Source organism: Scytonema sp. UIC 10036 (assembly GCF_009725235.1).
Window position 1 is genome coordinate 51,968 of sequence record NZ_WJFC01000015.1, and the last position, 17,967, is coordinate 69,934.

Below are 17,967 nucleotides of genomic sequence, written 5' to 3' on the forward strand. Positions count from 1 at the left end.
TTAAGTCCTCAAAATATGAAACCGCAGATGAACGCACCCTCGACGCTCATGGAAGAGAGTTTTTACGTATTAAGCGCTCCGTTAACTTTGGCGTTAAACCCATAGACTTGACGGCTACCCACTAAAGGAACTAGCGAAACCTCTTTATCATCACCCGGTTCAAAACGAACAGCTGTTCCTGCAGGAATATCAAGACGCATTCCCCGTGCTTGTTCCCTATCAAAACTCAACGCAGCATTCACTTCATAAAAATGGAAATGAGAACCAACTTGTATCGGTCTATCACCTATATTAGACACCCGCAATAGTACAGTAGGACGACCCACATTCAACTCAATTTCCCCTTCTCCTACAATAACTTCCCCTGGAATCATACCTTCTTAGCGCCTTTGCGTCTTTGCGTGATACTTATCTTATCGGACTATGCACAGTCACCAACTTTGTCCCATCAGGAAAAGTTGCTTCCACCTGTACATCATGAATCATTTCTGGTACACCTTCCATCACATCATCCTGTGATAACAGAGTTGTACCATAACTCATTAATTCTGCCACTGTTTGCCCATCCCTTGCACCCTCCAAAATAGCAGCAGAAATATAGGCGACGGCTTCCGGATAATTCAACTTCAACCCCCTAGCCTTACGCCTTTCCGCTAACAGCGCCGCCGTAAAAATTAATAACTTATCCTTTTCCTGCGGTGTCAGTTGCATCCCCTACCTCTCTTATACAAACCAAACTCTTGGTACACAACCACCACGAGCCAACACAGATCGACGCAGCAATTGCCACACAGCCGTAAACCAGTTTCTCACCTCCGTTGTTCCAGAACCACGGTATCGACACAATAATCCACATGGGAGACGAGTTACACCAGCTGAGGGAGTAGGGGATAAGAAAAGAGTACGTGCTTTTTGTACCAATTCTTGTGAAACTTCTTGCCCAATGTACACCAAACTACCAGTCACTGGTTGCCCTGCCAATCCATGGGGACTGTGAAAAACTTCTTCACTCCCCGGTAACCATTGTCTGTCAATCCATAAAGGAACTCCCTGCTGCCAAACTTCTGTATGCGATCGCCACTCTCCAATGCAAAACTTTTCCCCCCTAGCACTCCTTCCAAACCGCGTAATTTCCCAGCCTATCCAGTTCGCTGCCGTAGATAATTCTACCCGCAAATCTTGTCGATATATTGCACCGTTAAAAACGATTGTTTCTTGAGGGAGCCACTCCAAACAAGCACCTGCATCCACTTGAATATCAATATTTTGTCTTGCTTGTGCGCCGTTACTTCGATAAATTTTACTGGCTGCTGCTGTTGTGATGAGTGCTTGGGCGCTTGGTTGGAGATGGACTTTGCAAAAGAGGCGATCGCCACCCACAACACCCCCAGCTGTATGTAAAATTACACTATGACAAATTTCTTGTCCTTCTGGATAAAAGGGGCGCTGCACCTTAAGTGGTGCTATATTTTGATTGTGAATGAGTGTTGTTCTACCTTGGCGTTGAGCATACACCAAGTCTAGTTCGCCATGCCATCCATTTACAGATCGTGTCGTGGTTGAATAATTAGGTTGATTCACGAATGGTTTATACTTTTTTTGCCAAGATAATATAATCATCTAATACATAATTTGACTCATACTTCTGACCCAAATACTGCTGAAGTAGTGAAGTCATGTGCATTTGTTTGGGTAATTTTTCTTTAGCGTGTTTTATAAACTCCACACCTCCCAAAGGAGTTCTCAACTCGGTTGATGTTAAATACTTATACCACACTAACTCTAAACCCAGCTCCTCTATAAATTTTTTGACCACGCTTTTTTCTTGTTCGTGGTCTTCACTTCGTTTTGTTTGGTAAGCTTTAAATAACTTTTTATCTTGAATAATTAAAATTGCATAACCTTCGGGCTTTAAACTATGAGAAATTATTTTATTATAGATAATTTTCGCTTGAGTATTTTTTTCAATATCGCTAAAAAAACAATGAGAAATGACTGTAAAATCAAAAAAATCTTGCGGTATATTGCTCGATGAAGCATTCCAAGTTAAGAGGTCATCTGTTACAAAACGGAAGTAGGCATTCACTGGAGTTTTTCGAGATTCTATATATCGTCTCCAAAACTGTAGCCCTCGAAATTGGAAGGTATCTTGTTTCTCTAAAGAGTAATAAGATATATGCATTTTTGGAATTTGAAAGAACCCGCTTGTACTTTGGAGAAACAAGGCTAGACCATAAGCGACAGTTGCGGGACCTGCTGCAACATCTAGGATTTTCATGTTAGTTGGTAGTAAACTAGCCTGGTATACAAAATACCTTGGTTTCGGCATTTGTAGACCTGCTATGATGTATTAATTTAATGATAAGCTCACGCAAAGACGCAAAGGCGCTAAGATTGAGTATGTTCTGCTTGTTCTTCAGTCACCTTTTTCTCTCGAGCATTTTTATGCTTCATCTACGGTTAAAGCAGGCTTGATTTTTGGATATGGTGCTATTGAGGTTGACGAAATTAATGTAGGGTTGGATGTGTTGAGAAAAATTTTTCCAAAAAATGAAAAAATATAATGAACCGTACCAGGCGCAAAGGATGCTGAGGGAGAAGGGAGAAGAGTGCGATCGCAATTAATTGTTCAATAATAAGAATTTATTATCTAGCACAACTTCTATAGATACTGCACTCTCCTCTACACTGAACTACTTATTTGTTCATTTGTTATTACCTGCAAAGCCAAAGATGCAGCCTCCACAACATTTGCCCATTTAGAAGAATTGATATACTCTTCGTCTGACATTTCTGTTCCATGCACCTCAAAAACTTGCTCTATAGCAGTGCAAACTGCTGCAATCAAACGAGCTTCTTTTTCGTTTTCAAGTATTACTCCAATTGCTGCATTTGTGTTTTCTGCCAAAATCGTATCATCAAAGAGAAAATGTACTGCTTCATCAAAGCTATCATAAAGAACTCCTGCTGGATAATTATGGTTAATCCAGGCTTTCTGTTGGTATTCCCTACTTGCTAAATTGCGAAGAGTTTCTAATAATTTTTCTCTCATCTTAGGATATTGCACCATAAAAAATCTCCTATTCTACGGTTCATACCAGGTTTTCCATTGTAGCCATTCATCAAGGGGAATATGCGCTTCTGTAGGATTAGTATTGTTGGGTTTTGTTCCTCAACCCAACCTACACAATACTTAAATTATTCTTAGGAATTCCATATATATCTAAATATATCTTAATCTAAATTTTGTATAATTCTCAATGAGTGGATTTAAACTGTTTTCAGTAAATCTACATAAAATTTTTAATACTTGAAAAATCTAATTGCGGTATACTGTTTGTGAAGCATTGAAAAACATACTTTGCAGCTACAATTCACTAAATTGGCTCGTCAGGGCTAAAGGTTGAAGTGTTTGCACAGTAAGGCTTTTTTTGTCTGGTCTTAGATTTTCAGTCAAAGGTCAGGGAAGAAGTTTGTGTGACTTTTATTCCTACATTTAGATAATAACAAGAGCTTATACGGAGACGGGAAAAAGTGGCTTCCCAAAATAGCTGGTTGTGCGATGGGGTACCAAAAGATGGAAAAGATTATCCATATTGTTCTGGTCCTCACGCATCCCATATGAATTACAGCCCTAATTGTGAGATTTGCGGCTTACCTCAAGAGGCACACAAACTAACAGTCAAACCATTGAGTTTTGGCAAGAAATCTGCACCGCTAGTAGCAATGTTAGTTGGTGCTATGACATTGGTAGTGGTAGCAGCAGGATTTGGACTATACAAACTTTATCAAATACGTCAGGATGGTGATGAGTCTTCTGTGGCGAGTAGTCCTACTAGCGCACCATCGTCTGCTACAACAACACCTACCGATCCACTGGCAATTGCTAGCGTAACAGCTGCTAATGCACCATTGCTCAGTCAAGGTGAAAAAATATTGTTACCAAATCCGAATAATCAATTCAAAAATTCTGGGGCTACTGCTTTTGCGGCAAAGAATTGGGATGAAGCTATAGCACAGTACGAACAGGCTGCAATTGCTGATGCAAACGATCCTGAAGCTAAAATTTACCTCAACAACGCTAAAGCTAAAAAAGCCGGGAATCCCTTGACTATGGCAGTAGGCGTTCCTATCACTATGAATGCGAATGCTGCTAAAGAAGTGCTGCGTGGTGTTGCTTTGGCTCAAGAGCAGTTCAATCAGGCTCCCAAGCAACCAGAACGTTTGTTAGAAGTCGTTATTGTCAACGAAGAACCGGCTCAAGCAGCTTCTTTGGCTCAAGATTTAATCAAATATCCCAATGTCTTGGGTGTTTTAGGGCAAGGTATCAACAACGATAGTCGGCAGGCGATCGCTCTCTACGAACAGGCAGAATTGGCAGTTCTTTCGCCTATCAGCACTAGCTTCATTTCTGGTAGCAACGGACAATCTACTCTCAAAACGATTCCTATTGCCCAAAAAGCTAAAGAACTGCTCACAACATATTTACAATCCTCAGCGCAAACAATTGCCAAGTATGCTAGTAAGAAACAACCCCCAACAGTAGCAGTTTTTTACAACTCAGATAGTCCTTACAGCCAACAATTAAAAGACCAATTTGCTACAAGTTTAACGCAAGTTCAAGGCAAAGTTGTGCAAGAAATAGATATCAACAATCCTAACTTTAATCCGGTAACCGAGCTTGGTAATGCTAATAAAGCAGGCGCAAAGATAGTTTTCTTAGCGCTGAGTAAAACTAAAGTTGAGCAAGCAGTGGCGATCGCCAAAGCGAATACATCTCGCCAACCGTTAACTCTACTTGCTAGTGACGATCTTTATACTCCCACTCTACTGATTGACGGTGGTGATGCAATTGAAGGTATCGTGTTGGGTGTTCCTTGGAGTTTCCAATCAAACGATCCTTTTGCCAAGGAAGCTGCTGAAATTTGGAAAGGACGAGTCAGTTGGCGTACCGCTACTGCTTATGATGCTACTGTTGCTCTAGGAAATGCTTTTACCCAAAACCCGACTCGCTTGGGTGTGACTCAGTTATTTAAAAGCGGCATCAACGTACCATCGGGAACAGCAACTAATTTTAATATATTTCAGGAAGTGCCTTTAGTACAAGCAGTAAAAGGTAAAAATGGTCCTTCAGGTTCTCAATATCAGTTCGAGCGTATTTAGAAGTTATTTTGAGGTGTCCTGTGGTTCGTTCTCGTCGCCCACTTTGGCGGTATCCACTGTTTCAAATTCCGTTAATGTTGCTGTGTGCGTGTTTACTCATAGCAGCACTATTTGGAATTTTAGGACTGGGTAAACCAAAAGTAGCTGTAGCGATCGCACTTGATTTGAGCAACAGCACCTATAACGGTATATTCAATGCTGCTGGAACTGTTATGGCGCAAGAAGTTGCTGCTGTTAAATCATATTTACAGCACAATGACCAATTTCTCCAAGAACCAAACCAAATTCAAATCTTTGGCTTTGGTGGAGTCGTACAACCACTTACAAATAGTTTTCAAACTGACAGTAAGCGCGTTGAAACAGAGTTAGAGCAGGCATTAAAAATCCCAGATTTACCGATACGAATTGTTTCCAATACAACAGATATTAATTTGGCAATTCAGCAAACAACAACTGCTTTAAATAATATTCAAGAACGCTGCCGTGAATTACTACTAGTGACTGACGGGGAAGCATCAGTTTCTCCAAGCGTTATTGCTGAAGCAAGACAACGGCGAGTGAAAATAAATGCTGTCGTTATAGGAGCAGAAGCACCTGAAATTAGATTGGCAGCATTTAGCACTCGTGGCATTTATCTTTCTAGTGAAGCCAGTCATTTAGAATCGCTGTTTACTAATAGGTTTTTTCTCCAATTCAATAGTAACTGGAAATGGATTTTTTTCTGGTTAGGCAGTGCATGGATTGCTTTGATGTGGACATTAATTTTGCCATTAGAACGCTGGATTTTTAAGGGTTTGATGAAATTTGAAATGAGTCTTGCTGGTAAGTTGGCAATTGGCAATGCCTTATTTTGGACAGTAGCAACACTAGGAATCATTTGGCGTTTGTCCGGCTTACCGTTCTTGTCCTATTGTTAAAAAAAGGAAAATTACATGGTTGCACAGTTCGCACAAATAGAAGAAAAAAGCATGGTGCCCACTATCTTGGTAGGAGTTGGTGGTACAGGAGCAGAAGTGCTATCTCGAGTCCGCCGCCTAGTAGAAGAAACTTACGGCAGTTTAAAGAATTTTCCTATTCTTAGTTTTCTGATTGTTGATACAGATAAAGACTACAAAGTTACCAATCCTTTAGCTGCTGGTTCGCCCTTTAAAGATAACGAAAAATACTGGGCGAGTGTCAGCGGTGCTCAAGTGCGGGATATGGTAGCAAATATGAGCAATTACCCATGGATTGACTCTTGGTTTCCTAGAGAATTAGATCGCAATATTACTGCTTTGGAACAAGGTGCAGGACAAATTCGTGCTTGCGGTAGATTTGCCTTTTTTTGTAACTATCATGGTATCCAAAAGAAGTTTAGAGAAGCCTGTAGTCGCATCAAAGGCAGAGAAAATTTCATGCTAGATAAGCATGGTGTCAAGGTAAACACCAACGGTATCAACGTGTTTGTCACTGGTTCGCTTTCCGGGGGAACTGGTAGCGGTATGTTGGTGGACATCGGTTATGCTATTCGCCAGTGGTTAAGGGGTGAAGCTAGCCCGCAAATCACTGCAATTGTACCTATGCCCAATGCCTTTGCTGGAATTAATGTAGGCGATCGCATCTTAGCAAACGGCTACGCAGCGCTCATGGAATTGAGCTATTTTTCCGACTACAGAACGGAATATGTCGCTAACTACAGTGCTGGAACAACCGACGAAATTCGCAGCACTTTACCACCTTTTGATTTTACCTACTTAGTAGGAACTAAAAATGGTGAAAGCGATTTTAAACTAGATCAAGTCCGGGAAATGATTGCCCAAAATATCTTTCTAGATTTGACAAGTGATTTTGCACCACATAAACGCTCGATTAGAGATAATATTAAAGGCGCTTGGGCAGCTCAAGATCCAGGTGGTAGAGGTTATCCTAAAAACTTCATGAGTTTTGGCTTATCCACCATAGAAATTCCCATCTCTCAGATTCGGACTTCCCTGGCAAATCGATTGGCAACTCACTTAGTCAGTTGGTGGTTAAATGAAGCTGTGATGTTACCGCCACAAATGCGAGATTTTGTGACTGGCATTCTTAAAGGAATGCGCTTGACAGAAGTAGAATTAATAATTGACTTGTCGGCGGCGAATGACCGTTCCCATATTGCAGTTATTTCTGAATGGGTGAATAGTATTCGTAATGAAATTAGTACAGAAAACAAATTACAATGTACCCAGCAGGGATTGAATATAGTTGGCTCCGAGCGCGGGAAAATTTTACAATTTGTAGATAATTATCTTAAGCCTAAAGTTGATGAGTATCGAGCCAATCACCTACGAGAAATGGGGACTGATGAGCGAGTTCATGGCGACTTTTTTCAAAGAATGTATGACAACCGCAATCGCATTATTTTATCTGGGAGGAAAGCGTTAGAAAATGAATTATACCGGATTTTGACAGACCGCACTCAGGGACCAAAATTCGCTGATGCCTTTATTGTGATATCGCGTCAGATTTTTGACGATACAACAGAAAAATTCCGCAATCAAGTGGAAAAAATTTGGCAGCACAATGAAACCATCCGTCAAACACAGTATGAAAAAGCTTTGCAGGATATTACTCACTTCAAAGACCAATTTGGGATTTCTAAACAAGCTCAAATGGAGGAGTATTGCGAATCAGCTTTGACTGGTTTGGAGGGGAGTTTAGTCGCTACAATTCAACGAAAAGCAAGAACTTTGGGGTTAGAAGTTATAGCCCGTTTGCAAGAACATTTAAGCGAATTAGAGCGGCGGTTAGCTAGTTTGAATCAAAGACTCATTCAAACCCGCGATTATTTCAAAGATAAAGCTGATGCTCAAGCCAACAGTGCTGATGCTTTGGAAATTAATGGCATTAAATTATACGATCGCCAAGAGCTAAATGACTTGTATAAAGATTTAATTGAACAGCAAGCTGGTGCTAGCGAAGGTAGCAAAACTCGTTATGAAATTGGCATGGATGGAATTTGTAGCACCATGTCGGCAGATATTTTGCAACAAGCTAGTCCTTTGTGGAAAGAAGTTCGTGCTGCTGATGAAATAATGCTGTTATTTGATTTGCCCAACTTGCCCGATGTGTTGGAGGAAGATTTTAGAGGTATCATTGTAGAAATTACGCAGAAAGTTGTAGAAAAAGCTCCTGAGAGTAGTAAATTAAAACGCGAGTTGGCGGCGTGCGATCGACTTTTCAAAATTTTCAACGATGAAGGCGAAATTATCAACAACATTCGGATCGCATATCAAAAGTCTAAGCCACTCATTGTGCTATCTAATGCTGTTCTTAGAAGCAATACGGCTAACTTTACTCCCGCACTTAACACCAAAGTTGCTCTCTTAGGAGGACGCAACACTAGCAACCCCGCTGCTAGAAAATTCCTACCCTATTTACAAGAATTTGTAGGGAGTGATGATTCAATTACACCGTTAGGAGAACCAGAACGTCATCGCATAGTATTTGTTCAAGAAACAGGAGGGTTTTCTCTCCGGTGTATTGAGGGAATGTCAGAATTGCGGAAATCTTATCAAGACTGGAAAGGGGAAATAATTATTGCAAAACGAGCGCAATTGCGGGGAGAAAGCCGCGATTTACCGATACCCGTACACACTGAAAAAGAAACGTCATTTTGGGATGTGTTTCCCGAAGATCCTAATGTGTTTAAGTTGATTGTACAGGCTAGGGCGCTAGATGTTTTGCGTCTAGAAGAAAATCGCGCCATCAGAGAAAAAGCAATTCGTTACACCCGTCGTACTGCTATCGGTTTAGAAAACGTTGATATTGCTTCGAGTTGGGAAGAAGCTTCTCAAGTACTAGAAGTTTTAGCCTGTCGCGGCGATCGCGAAGAAATCCAGCGCCAAGTGACAGAAAAAATCAGTGCTGCTGAAACAGAAAAAGGTAAGGAGTTGTTATTTAACAAACTGACAACCTATCTGGAACACCGCGCTATTGAATTAGAAAAACAAGGAGGTAAAGATAGCCTCAATTACAAGCGTGAAGCAGCGATCGTTCTGGACATTATTAACACTTATAAACTCAAAACAGAGATTGAAGAAACTCCTCAACCAATAGTAGCCGCTCCCTCTGTTCCGTTAGTACCTCCACCTGTGAAAACAGTTAATACTTCGCCGCAAAATCACGTTTTCTGCATTAACTGCGGTACCAAAAATCCCACTCACTCCAAGTTTTGTTTTAACTGCGGCACACAACTTGTGCAACTTGGCTAAATTTGTCACATATGATAAAATACTCAAAAAATTCCCTCATTCCCTCCCTACTCCCCACTCCCTACTCCCTACTCCCTACTCCCTTCTTCAAAATAGGTTGCCGATTGTGATATTAGAAGAGATACCCCTTGGAACTTTGGTGAATGGCTGCTACCGCATTCAAAAAGTTCTTGGCAATGGCGGATTTGGACGTACTTATCAGGCAGCTAACGTACATCAGCATAACAAACTTTGCGTACTCAAAGAGTTTCTACCCAATGGCAGCAACCAAGGGGTTTTGGTAAAGTGCAAGGAATTATTCCAGCGTGAGGCAGAAACTTTATACAAATTGAACCATCCTCAAATTCCTAAATTCCTAGCTACGTTTGAGGAAGATGGACGCCAGTTTATTGTACAGGAATATGTGGATGGAAAAAACTACTGGACTTTGCTTCAAGAACGGCAAAGGTTTACAGAAACAGAAGTGACTCAATTTCTGTACGCGATATTACCAGTTATTGACTACATACACCAGCAGCAGATATTTCACCGCGATATTTCGCCAGATAACATCATATTGCTCAAAGACAAAGATTTACCAGTACTCATCGACTTTGGTGTCGCCAAGCAAACAATCACTCTGATTCATTCCACTAGTGTTTATGGTTTGAGTTCCTCCGGAGGTGCTACTCTTGTTGGGAAAGTAGGGTATGCGCCACAAGAACAAATCCGAGGCGGTCAGTGTTCCCCCAGCAGTGACCTCTATGCATTGGGTGTCACTGCTATTGTTCTTTTGACAGGCAAAGACCCTAACTCTTTGTATGATAACGATAATCTAGAGTGGCAGTGGCAATCTTATGTGAATGTGAGTGAGCAATTGGCTTGGGTCATTAACAAAATGCTGGCTCACAAACCCAGAGAACGCTATCAATCAGCAAGTGCAGTCTTAGCAGATCTGCAATCTTCGTCTACTACAACTCTCTTAACAGCATCTCAGCTAGAAGGGACTCCAGCAACAACAGAAATTTCATCAAGCAATAATGTTGTCACAGAAATTTCAATAGGCGTGTTAAAGAACTCTCAACCAGTTAATCCCCCACCTATCAAACGTTTACCAATATATTCTCTGGTTGGAATCGCAATCTTGCTCCTAGGAGGTGTAGGTGTTGCAGTTCAGTCACCCCAAATCGCAGGTGTTTGTGGAGTGCTAAATAACTGTGCCAAAGATAAGGAATATGAGACTGTTTATAATACAGCAGTTCAACAAGCAGCAACGGCGCAAAATTTTTCCGTAATTGCTAAAAGTGTTTCGGAGTTAGAGGATAGCCGCGTTCGTCTGCAAAACGCAATAAATCAACTCCAGACAATTCCACAAAATGCGAAAATTTACCCGAAAATACAGCAAGCCTTGACAAACAATAAATTACAACTAGCTGGAATTGACAAACGCTTGCAGGAGGAAACCAAAGCGCAGCAATTGTTGGATGAGGGAGAGAAAATTGCTACTGATGCAACAACGAAAACGAAAGAAGCTGGTTATAGTGTGGCTTTATTAGAGGAAGCTAAAGCTTTATGGGAGAACGCGCAAAAGAAAATGGATGCGGTACCAGGAAATTCTGTTGTTGCACAAAAAGCAGCGACGCGATCGCAAGAATATAAAGGAAAAGCAAACAATATTAGCGCTCGCATTGATGAAATAGCTGCGGCTCAACAACGGGAAGCACAACGTCAAGCAAAACAACGCCGCCAGGAGCAAGTCTTACAAGTCACTGAAAATTATCCCACCAGTAACAATTCTCAACCGAGTTACGTACCAAAGCGGCGGCGCATACAGCAGCCAGTGTCTCAAGTGACTGAAAATACTAGCAATAATTCTCAACAAATATATAAACTAAGGCGGCGCATTAGACCCCAGCCAGCTTCACAGGTGACTGACAGAGCCACGAGGAACAATTCTCAAAGAACGTATAAACCAGAGCGGCGACGCGGTAGTGATTCCTCTGCGCCACTCTGGGGAAAACCTAATTCTGGAAGCGACGGTGGTTCGTCAGACCCTTTGTTTTAAAATATGCAACAAAAATTTTAAAATGGGATACGGAAGGCGCGACCGCCTGTTGTGGCTTCCCGAATAACGAGAATAAGATTTTGTGGACCGGGGTCTTTCCAACGCTGTCCTATGACTAATAATTGTCCTTTCAGTGTACCTTGAGGTGAAATGACACCTTTTTCTGCTGATTTCAACACCAGGCGTGCTTTTACAGGCTTTCCGTTGCTATCTTCCACTTTGACAGAGACTGGTACGAACCCAAAACTGCGATCGCTATTGTTTTGAATCATCAAATTTGCTGTATAGGAACCGCTGTTTTGGACAGTAGCTCCGTCAATCTGAATCACCACATTATTTAAAGTCTGTGTAGCAGCTAAAGCGACATTACCAACTGTGCGTCGATTATTGGTAGTGGGTTTTTGAACTGGCGCTCCAGAATCTCGTTGACTGCTTGAAGTTCCTGAGGCTGGTTGACTGGGTGCTGATGCAATTGGCTGTTGAGGTTGCTCAGCCACAGGTTGAGTTTGCCTCAAATTGGTGCAACTAGGATTAAAGCTATAAGCGTCTTTCCACCGTTTGACTGTCTTTTCTCCAATCGGAAATATGAAACTCTCACCATTGGCAAAGGTTATTCGAGCACGAATTTCCTTCCCAGATGCATTACTGAGAATATTAGCAATATTAGAATCAATGCGGAATAAATTGCGTGCCATGTACCAAGTACTGGAGCGTTCAATCTTGTTTTCCGTGTAAGTATAATTTTGGCTAAAAGATCTTTCCTTAGTTGTTGGTTGGGGAACCAATTCTATAATCTGATTGTTCACTCCAAGTTCTAAAACTTTAGGCACTAGGGCTGGAGCGATCGCCTCTGAAGTCGTGTTACCACTGGGTGCAATTTGAAAAATCAGTTCTGAAAAGCACCCATCTATCTTGCTTCCCCATAAAGAGACAACGACCCATCTTCCTGGTAGTGGACTGGCAAAAGGTCGTTTGATGAAATTTAAGGGAATATCGAGAACATTGTTAACTTCGCCGACAGACACCTTCTCATCCCCGTGACGATCTAGCACCACTTTTCCTACAACTGTACCGACAAGACCATCTTTGATTTCAACAACTTTGCTGTAAGACCACCCCTTAACGCCGCCCCACTTAAACCCGCTCACAGTATTCAGTAGATCTTCTTCTATTGAAGCCTCAGCTTGTTGAGCGATCGCACTGCTTGTCGCTGTATTAAGCAGTGCTGGAAGTAACGCTATAGCCCAAAGACTTGATTGTAAAAATTTTAACATAAAATATGAAATTTTGATATATACTTATTAGTGATTTAGCAACTTCTACCAGCACAAATTGGTGCATCGTTGGAAGTCGAAGGGCGAATCACTGGGGGAGCAGATGGAATTGTCCCAGGGGAAGCCGGATAACTCGGTGTTGGCGTTTGTACTGTTGGAGGAGCGCTTTCAGCTTTCAACCCCAAGTCAACTCCTGCTTGAGGTGCCAGTTTGAAGAAACTGTTAATGGGAATCCCCAGATTAAAGCCAATTTTAGGACCACCAGAAGGTCCCGATTGATTCACATTCGTCACATCAGCCTCAGCTTCCGCTCGTCCGTGAATTCCAACGACCAGTCCATTTTCATCCAGAACGGGACCGCCACTCATACCAGCACGAGTGATATTGGTGTAGATTAAAGCATAACCATCCCTTAAAGGGGGTTCCGGACGACCGGAAATTCGTCCGTCGGTGATTTGATAAATACGGTTTTTGATTTCTTGTCCGGGATTAGGCCATCCAGCAATATAGACTGCACTCCCCTCAGTTGCGCGGTCGGAATTTGCAAGGCGAGCAGTATTATAGCTGGAGTTGCTATTGAATTCTAAAACCGCCAAGTCCACATTAGGTAGTTTCTTGATAGTTTTATAATTGAGTTGGTATCGCTTACCATCCGCAGTGACAACTTCATATTCATCAGGTATTTCTACCACGTGCTTAGCCGTTAAGACATAGTACGTATTACCTTTGTTAGCAATAATCACTCCGGAACCCGGATTTGAACCGTCAATCAAAACAGTTATTTCTTTGGCTATCTTGTTGATTTCAGGTGGACTGAGAGCCGTTGAAACTTGTAGCTGCACCATCATGACTGCCACAGTACCAATTAACGTTGCAGGCAGTTTATAGTTAAATGTCATGATGCAAATCTCCCATCAACAAAGAGCGGATTTCTCATTTAACACAACTTTTTGCCGCAGTTGCTTGTTGCTGCATCTGCAAAGTCGGATAGAGAACGTAGTGAGGCAAAGTTGCCGAGGTTTGGGTACTACTATTAGTACCTGTACTGGACAATCGAGTCAAGAGAGAGCGAGAGGATACGTTTTGTGAAGTATGATTATAAACGTTTGTATCCTTAACCAAGCGCTTAAAAGTCTCGATTGGAATCGCAAAAGCCGAACGCTCCATCAATTGTCGCATCGGTTGACAAGGTTTAGAGCCATCCTTGTAAGTATAAGGATCGCCCCATAGAGGATAGGCATGCATTCCGTTAACTGCTATGACTTCACCTTTACTATTTAGCACCGGTCCACCGCTCATGCCTTTTTGAATGTTGTTGGTGTAACCCAACTGATAGCCATCTTGTAAAGCTTTATCAGTTGTAATGGTCACCTGTCCTACCGTGAAGATAAATTCCTCTAATTGTTGAGGAAATCCAGCAGTAAAGACTTGCTCTCCAATCTGTACGCTTGATGTGCTTCCCAAAGCTGCTACTGTATACACAGCACTGTCACTGCTAAATTGCAACAAGGCTAAATCGTTACCATCAAACTTGGTTGCTGGATAAACCGATGCCAAGTGAACCCGTCCATCAGGTGTTACAACCCGGTATTTGTCTCCACGCTCTAAAACGTGTTCGTTTGTCAGTACTGTATATTTCTGTCCTTGGTGATGAATTAAAATCCCTGAACCGGAGCCTTGATTAGCTAGTACTTTGACAGTAATTGCTCGCGCTATTACTTGCAATTTTTGAGCCTTTGGAACGGTGTTTGGCGAAGGTTGGACTTGAGGTAAGGGTGGAGAAACGCTGTCGTGACTGGGAGTTATTGCCTTGGGATTATCTACGCGCATAAAGGTAGTTTTAGAAGAACCCAATGTTTGCACTTGTATAACAAGTCCGACAACCGCACCTGTTATACAGGCAAAACAAGCCGTCAAGCGCCAATTCATATCACAAAAATCTGTAACTTATCCTTTACCATACACCAATCTGTGTTTTAGGTGGATTGACTCTTGGAGGCACCGCTGCTGGTTTAATAGACGAATCAATAGAAGCTTCTGTATCAACAGGTGTTGTCCGTACAAATTCTTCCATATTAATATAGACGGGGCGAGCGCTCTCATTCAACGGTCCGGATGCTTTCACACGTACCTGCATCAATTGTCTTAAGGTTTGACCGGGATTAGTACCCGGTTTGAGTGTGAACAATAAGCCTTCCTCTGGAAGATCGCGAGCACAACCCCCATTTTCAACCTGCGCTACACAGACGACGTTTTGTCCGTTAATTTTTCCAGTCGTTAGGTATGTCAATTGCTGGTTCTGGAAATAGTTCTGAAATCGGCTAGATACCATTTTGCACCGAGTTTGTGCATCGTATCCAGCTTCTTGAAAGACATTTGAAGTCCAACGGATGACTGGAACGTTACCACCTGGCGTTTGTGCCAAGGTTGCAGGTACACCTTTGCTCTGACCGCAGACAAAGGCAGTTGCTTTGGGTTTAGCATGAGCAGGTTGAAGAACCGAAACGGTACTGAAAACTACCAGTACCGCCGTCACCAGAATTGGCACCTCGGACTGAAATTTCATCTAAAAACCTCCGGGAGCGTGGAAACCTTGCGTCTTTAGACCAAGGAGGAAACGCGACACGGGCTAATTTATTAGCCGTCCCCTTGCGGGGTTGGACAAGCAGAGGAACAGTACTTATCCACTTCCCTGTATGCCGGGAAACGCCTTTCTGCTCAAGTCATGTGAGCCTCGCCAAGGTTATTGGTCGGTACTTTCCAAGCAACACTCACTTCCCCCTCGTAAGTCTGTTTAATCACTCGGTTTCAGAGCTACAGACTGGCTACGCATCTGTAGGTGAGACTTTAACACTTCGCAATAACGTAGTACTCAAGGTACTTAGGCTGGTCAACTAACTAAAATTTAGAAGCAGTAAGCTTCCGTCACTTTAGTGCGGGGTGCTGACACTAAATTACACTTATCAATATTTGCTCTTAGAATAGCAGAATTACTGAGAATTTTGTCTACTTACATTTCTTCTTAATGATTCTTTGCTTTATTCTCAGACCTCAACGCAAGATTGGGTGTACAGTGTCCTAAGTTACATGAAGCACAGACTAAAGCTCGTGAAAAAATTAATGGTGTTAAAAAATCTTAACCGAGCAGTAGTTAGGGCTAAAGCCCACCACTAAATCCTACTAGCCTTCGATATTCGTAATCGCACAGTAGGAGATCGCCTGCGAAGCACGCGAATGTTGATAACTAGCAACTTGGGTTACTAGGCGCTGAGGACGCTGAGGAAGAAGAAGAGTGCGATCGCAATTGATTGTTTAATAATAAGAAACAATCATCTAGCACAACTCTGATAAATACGGTATTCCGCTCTACACCGAACTACTTAATTGTAGTCATTCATCTTTGTTCAATTTTGCTAATTTTTCCAAATATGCTATAATAATACGAAATTTTTATCTTGCAAATGCCTACCCGTGCTCAGTTAGAAAGTCTATATCGGCTTGGCTATTACCTGACCTATTTTACATTACAGCCTATTTACTTAATTTGTATTGATAAGAGAACTGGTAATCTTTTCATTTTGGCAGGACACAATGAAGAAATTGAAATTGAAATTACTCAAGAAGGAGAGGTGTTTTAATGAGCCAAGTTAATTATGCTGCTATGTCGGATCGCGAACTGAAACGGTACTTCCTTGAGCACCGTGAGGATGAAGCTGCATTCCAAGCATATTTAGAGCGGCGTAGAAGGGATGCTAGGGTTATTGCGAAACTAGGAGATCCTGATTTCGATGCAAAAATTGAGGCTGCTATTCGTCAGAAGCTACAAAAAAAGCAAGATTAAAGCGGTTTTGGGGATTTAGGGGGATATCTAAGTACATAATGTATTCTACTCAAACTTAGCATTTCTTACACAGATGAAGTACAAATTATCTACGTTCATCTGCATTTATAAAAAAACAAATATCAAAATAGTGGGCTTTCGCTCTACCTACAAAAATCTTTTAGTACTAAATTCTCGCGTATTAAAGCTACATATTATGCGCTAAAGCCCAACTACGAACCTTTCTTAATCTATTAATTTAACGTGAGTTCGACGAACAAAAAAGCTCAGAAATCCTGCTGTACAGGAATTTGAGAAATAGGATGAGGAAAGAGATGGCTCAGATTTATTGAGAATAAGGTCAATACTGTACGTTCGCTCAATTTGAAAGGGTGAGAGGAATAAATGCCAGACTGGGTAAGGTTTCAATGCGATCGTGGAGCGGCTAAAATCTGACCCGAATTGTGGGAAAGGGTGATTGAGAGCAATGGTGTAATACATGGTAAACTCAGTCCAGAAAATCCGTGTATTACATGGAAAAGGAATTAAGGAAAGAGCGGATCTTGGCAATAAATCCTTACCCCAGACAATAAAGTCCTACACACAGAACCATCCATAGTTTGGTACGTTTGCAACTGAGTTTTGTCTGATGGGCTTTTATTCTCAAGCATTTTCAAAAACTTGGTGTAAAACTTTATTGTCACGCTCACTCCTCAAAAAAAGGAATGGGTAAACGTCTCAGAGTAAAACTTTATTGTCAATCCAGTTTTTTTGGCTAACGTAAGATTAAGGCTTGGGGGCGAAGCCAGTGTAAGACTTTATTGTCTCAATACATCTGATTCCGTGTATGACACCGTAATTTTAACCCTTGTTTCGGAGCTTTCAAATATAATATGAAGAATTACATCAAGAACATAATGAGCGATCGCCTCTAATTCCTTCCATGTATTACACGGAAAGACCAACCTCCCCTCTTTCCGTGTAATACCCCGTTCAGAGGACAACCCCTTTTCCAAGTATTACACGGTATCACCACCATTAGATCCACAATCAGGTTGAAACCTTACACAGTTAGGTCTAAAGACTACCCCTGTTAAGGTGTACTAACAAAGTACTAGCTCAAAGCCTTATTCTTACGTCGCACCCCTAATACTAAAATCTAAAATTGAGCGCAAATTTTAGTTTCTTGCTTCCAAATTTTAATGGGTGCGAAGCTGAAACCCTTATAAATCGTTAGTACAAATGCTCAACTTAACCGGGGTAGTCTAAAGACTTGAAAAAGTGACAAAAAAACACGCCCGACTAAAAATATCTCAATAATTTAGCAAAAATGAGGTCTCGGCTATGTCTACCATCATATCTCGCCTTGATATTACACAAATCTTCTGTGATGTGGATGATTTCTACAAGCAATGGGATTCCTTGTGGCAGCAA

General features: G+C 41.6%; 15 protein-coding genes. 6 read left to right on the forward strand and 9 right to left on the reverse strand.

Annotation, left to right across the window (positions count from 1 at the left end):
* Positions 1-62: 62 nt before the first annotated feature.
* From F7734_RS09530 to F7734_RS09550, 5 genes are all read right to left on the reverse strand, one after another.
* Positions 63-374: an urease subunit beta gene (locus F7734_RS09530; protein ID WP_155744440.1), complete on the reverse strand. Its 312-nt coding sequence runs from the start codon at positions 372-374 to the stop codon at positions 63-65.
* 34 nt (positions 375-408) lie between these two features.
* Positions 409-711, reverse strand: a complete 303-nt coding sequence (gene ureA, locus F7734_RS09535; RefSeq protein WP_155744441.1) for an urease subunit gamma — start codon at positions 709-711, stop codon at positions 409-411.
* A gap of 12 nt (positions 712-723) precedes the next feature.
* On the reverse strand, positions 724-1,620 hold the full coding sequence (locus tag F7734_RS09540; RefSeq protein ID WP_243146774.1) for an urease accessory protein UreD: 897 nt from the start codon (positions 1,618-1,620) through the stop codon (positions 724-726).
* Positions 1,589-2,278 (reverse strand): hypothetical protein, encoded by a 690-nt coding sequence (locus F7734_RS09545; RefSeq protein ID WP_155744442.1) that lies wholly within the window; start codon positions 2,276-2,278, stop codon positions 1,589-1,591. Before F7734_RS09545 ends, F7734_RS09540 begins: the two co-directional genes overlap by 32 nt.
* A gap of 405 nt (positions 2,279-2,683) precedes the next feature.
* Positions 2,684-3,052 carry a hypothetical protein gene (locus tag F7734_RS09550; RefSeq protein WP_243146775.1) on the reverse strand — a complete coding sequence of 123 codons (369 nt, stop codon included), beginning with the start codon at positions 3,050-3,052 and terminating at the stop codon, positions 2,684-2,686.
* 482 nt (positions 3,053-3,534) lie between these two features.
* On the opposite strand from F7734_RS09550, the gene F7734_RS66015 reads away from it, so the two are divergent.
* The 4 genes from F7734_RS66015 (at position 3,535) to F7734_RS09570 (ending at position 11,439) form a co-directional block, all read left to right on the forward strand.
* Complete coding sequence (locus F7734_RS66015) at positions 3,535-5,163, forward strand: ABC transporter substrate-binding protein (protein ID WP_207714059.1); 1,629 nt, start codon at positions 3,535-3,537, stop codon at positions 5,161-5,163.
* A gap of 20 nt (positions 5,164-5,183) precedes the next feature.
* Complete coding sequence (locus F7734_RS09560) at positions 5,184-6,080, forward strand: vWA domain-containing protein (RefSeq protein WP_166481821.1); 897 nt, start codon at positions 5,184-5,186, stop codon at positions 6,078-6,080.
* A gap of 15 nt (positions 6,081-6,095) precedes the next feature.
* Positions 6,096-9,395 (forward strand): tubulin-like doman-containing protein, encoded by a 3,300-nt coding sequence (locus tag F7734_RS09565; protein ID WP_155744444.1) that lies wholly within the window; start codon positions 6,096-6,098, stop codon positions 9,393-9,395.
* 106 nt (positions 9,396-9,501) lie between these two features.
* Positions 9,502-11,439, forward strand: a complete 1,938-nt coding sequence (locus F7734_RS09570; RefSeq protein ID WP_166481822.1) for a serine/threonine-protein kinase — start codon at positions 9,502-9,504, stop codon at positions 11,437-11,439.
* Between the two features lie 17 nt (positions 11,440-11,456).
* On the opposite strand, the gene F7734_RS61800 is transcribed toward F7734_RS09570, so the two are convergent.
* The 4 genes from F7734_RS61800 to F7734_RS09590 are packed head-to-tail and all read right to left on the reverse strand — an operon-like array spanning position 11,457 to position 15,279.
* On the reverse strand, positions 11,457-12,713 hold the full coding sequence (locus F7734_RS61800; RefSeq protein WP_207714060.1) for a hypothetical protein: 1,257 nt from the start codon (positions 12,711-12,713) through the stop codon (positions 11,457-11,459).
* A 35-nt stretch (positions 12,714-12,748) separates the two neighbouring features.
* Positions 12,749-13,612 (reverse strand): serine protease, encoded by an 864-nt coding sequence (locus F7734_RS09580; RefSeq protein ID WP_155744446.1) that lies wholly within the window; start codon positions 13,610-13,612, stop codon positions 12,749-12,751.
* Positions 13,613-13,646: 34 nt separating this feature from the next.
* Entirely contained in the window at positions 13,647-14,642 is a 996-nt protein-coding gene (locus tag F7734_RS09585) for a serine protease (protein ID WP_155744447.1), read from the reverse strand.
* Positions 14,643-14,667: 25 nt separating this feature from the next.
* Complete coding sequence (locus F7734_RS09590) at positions 14,668-15,279, reverse strand: COP23 domain-containing protein (RefSeq protein WP_155744448.1); 612 nt, start codon at positions 15,277-15,279, stop codon at positions 14,668-14,670.
* An 895-nt stretch (positions 15,280-16,174) separates the two neighbouring features.
* Here F7734_RS09590 and F7734_RS60605 point away from each other — a divergent pair.
* Both F7734_RS60605 and F7734_RS09595 read left to right on the forward strand, forming a co-directional pair.
* Positions 16,175-16,351 carry a hypothetical protein gene (locus tag F7734_RS60605; RefSeq protein WP_166481823.1) on the forward strand — a complete coding sequence of 59 codons (177 nt, stop codon included), beginning with the start codon at positions 16,175-16,177 and terminating at the stop codon, positions 16,349-16,351.
* Complete coding sequence (locus tag F7734_RS09595; RefSeq protein WP_155744449.1) at positions 16,351-16,554, forward strand: hypothetical protein; 204 nt, start codon at positions 16,351-16,353, stop codon at positions 16,552-16,554. The genes F7734_RS60605 and F7734_RS09595 overlap by 1 nt, the downstream gene beginning before the upstream one ends.
* Positions 16,555-17,967 lie beyond the last annotated feature (1,413 nt).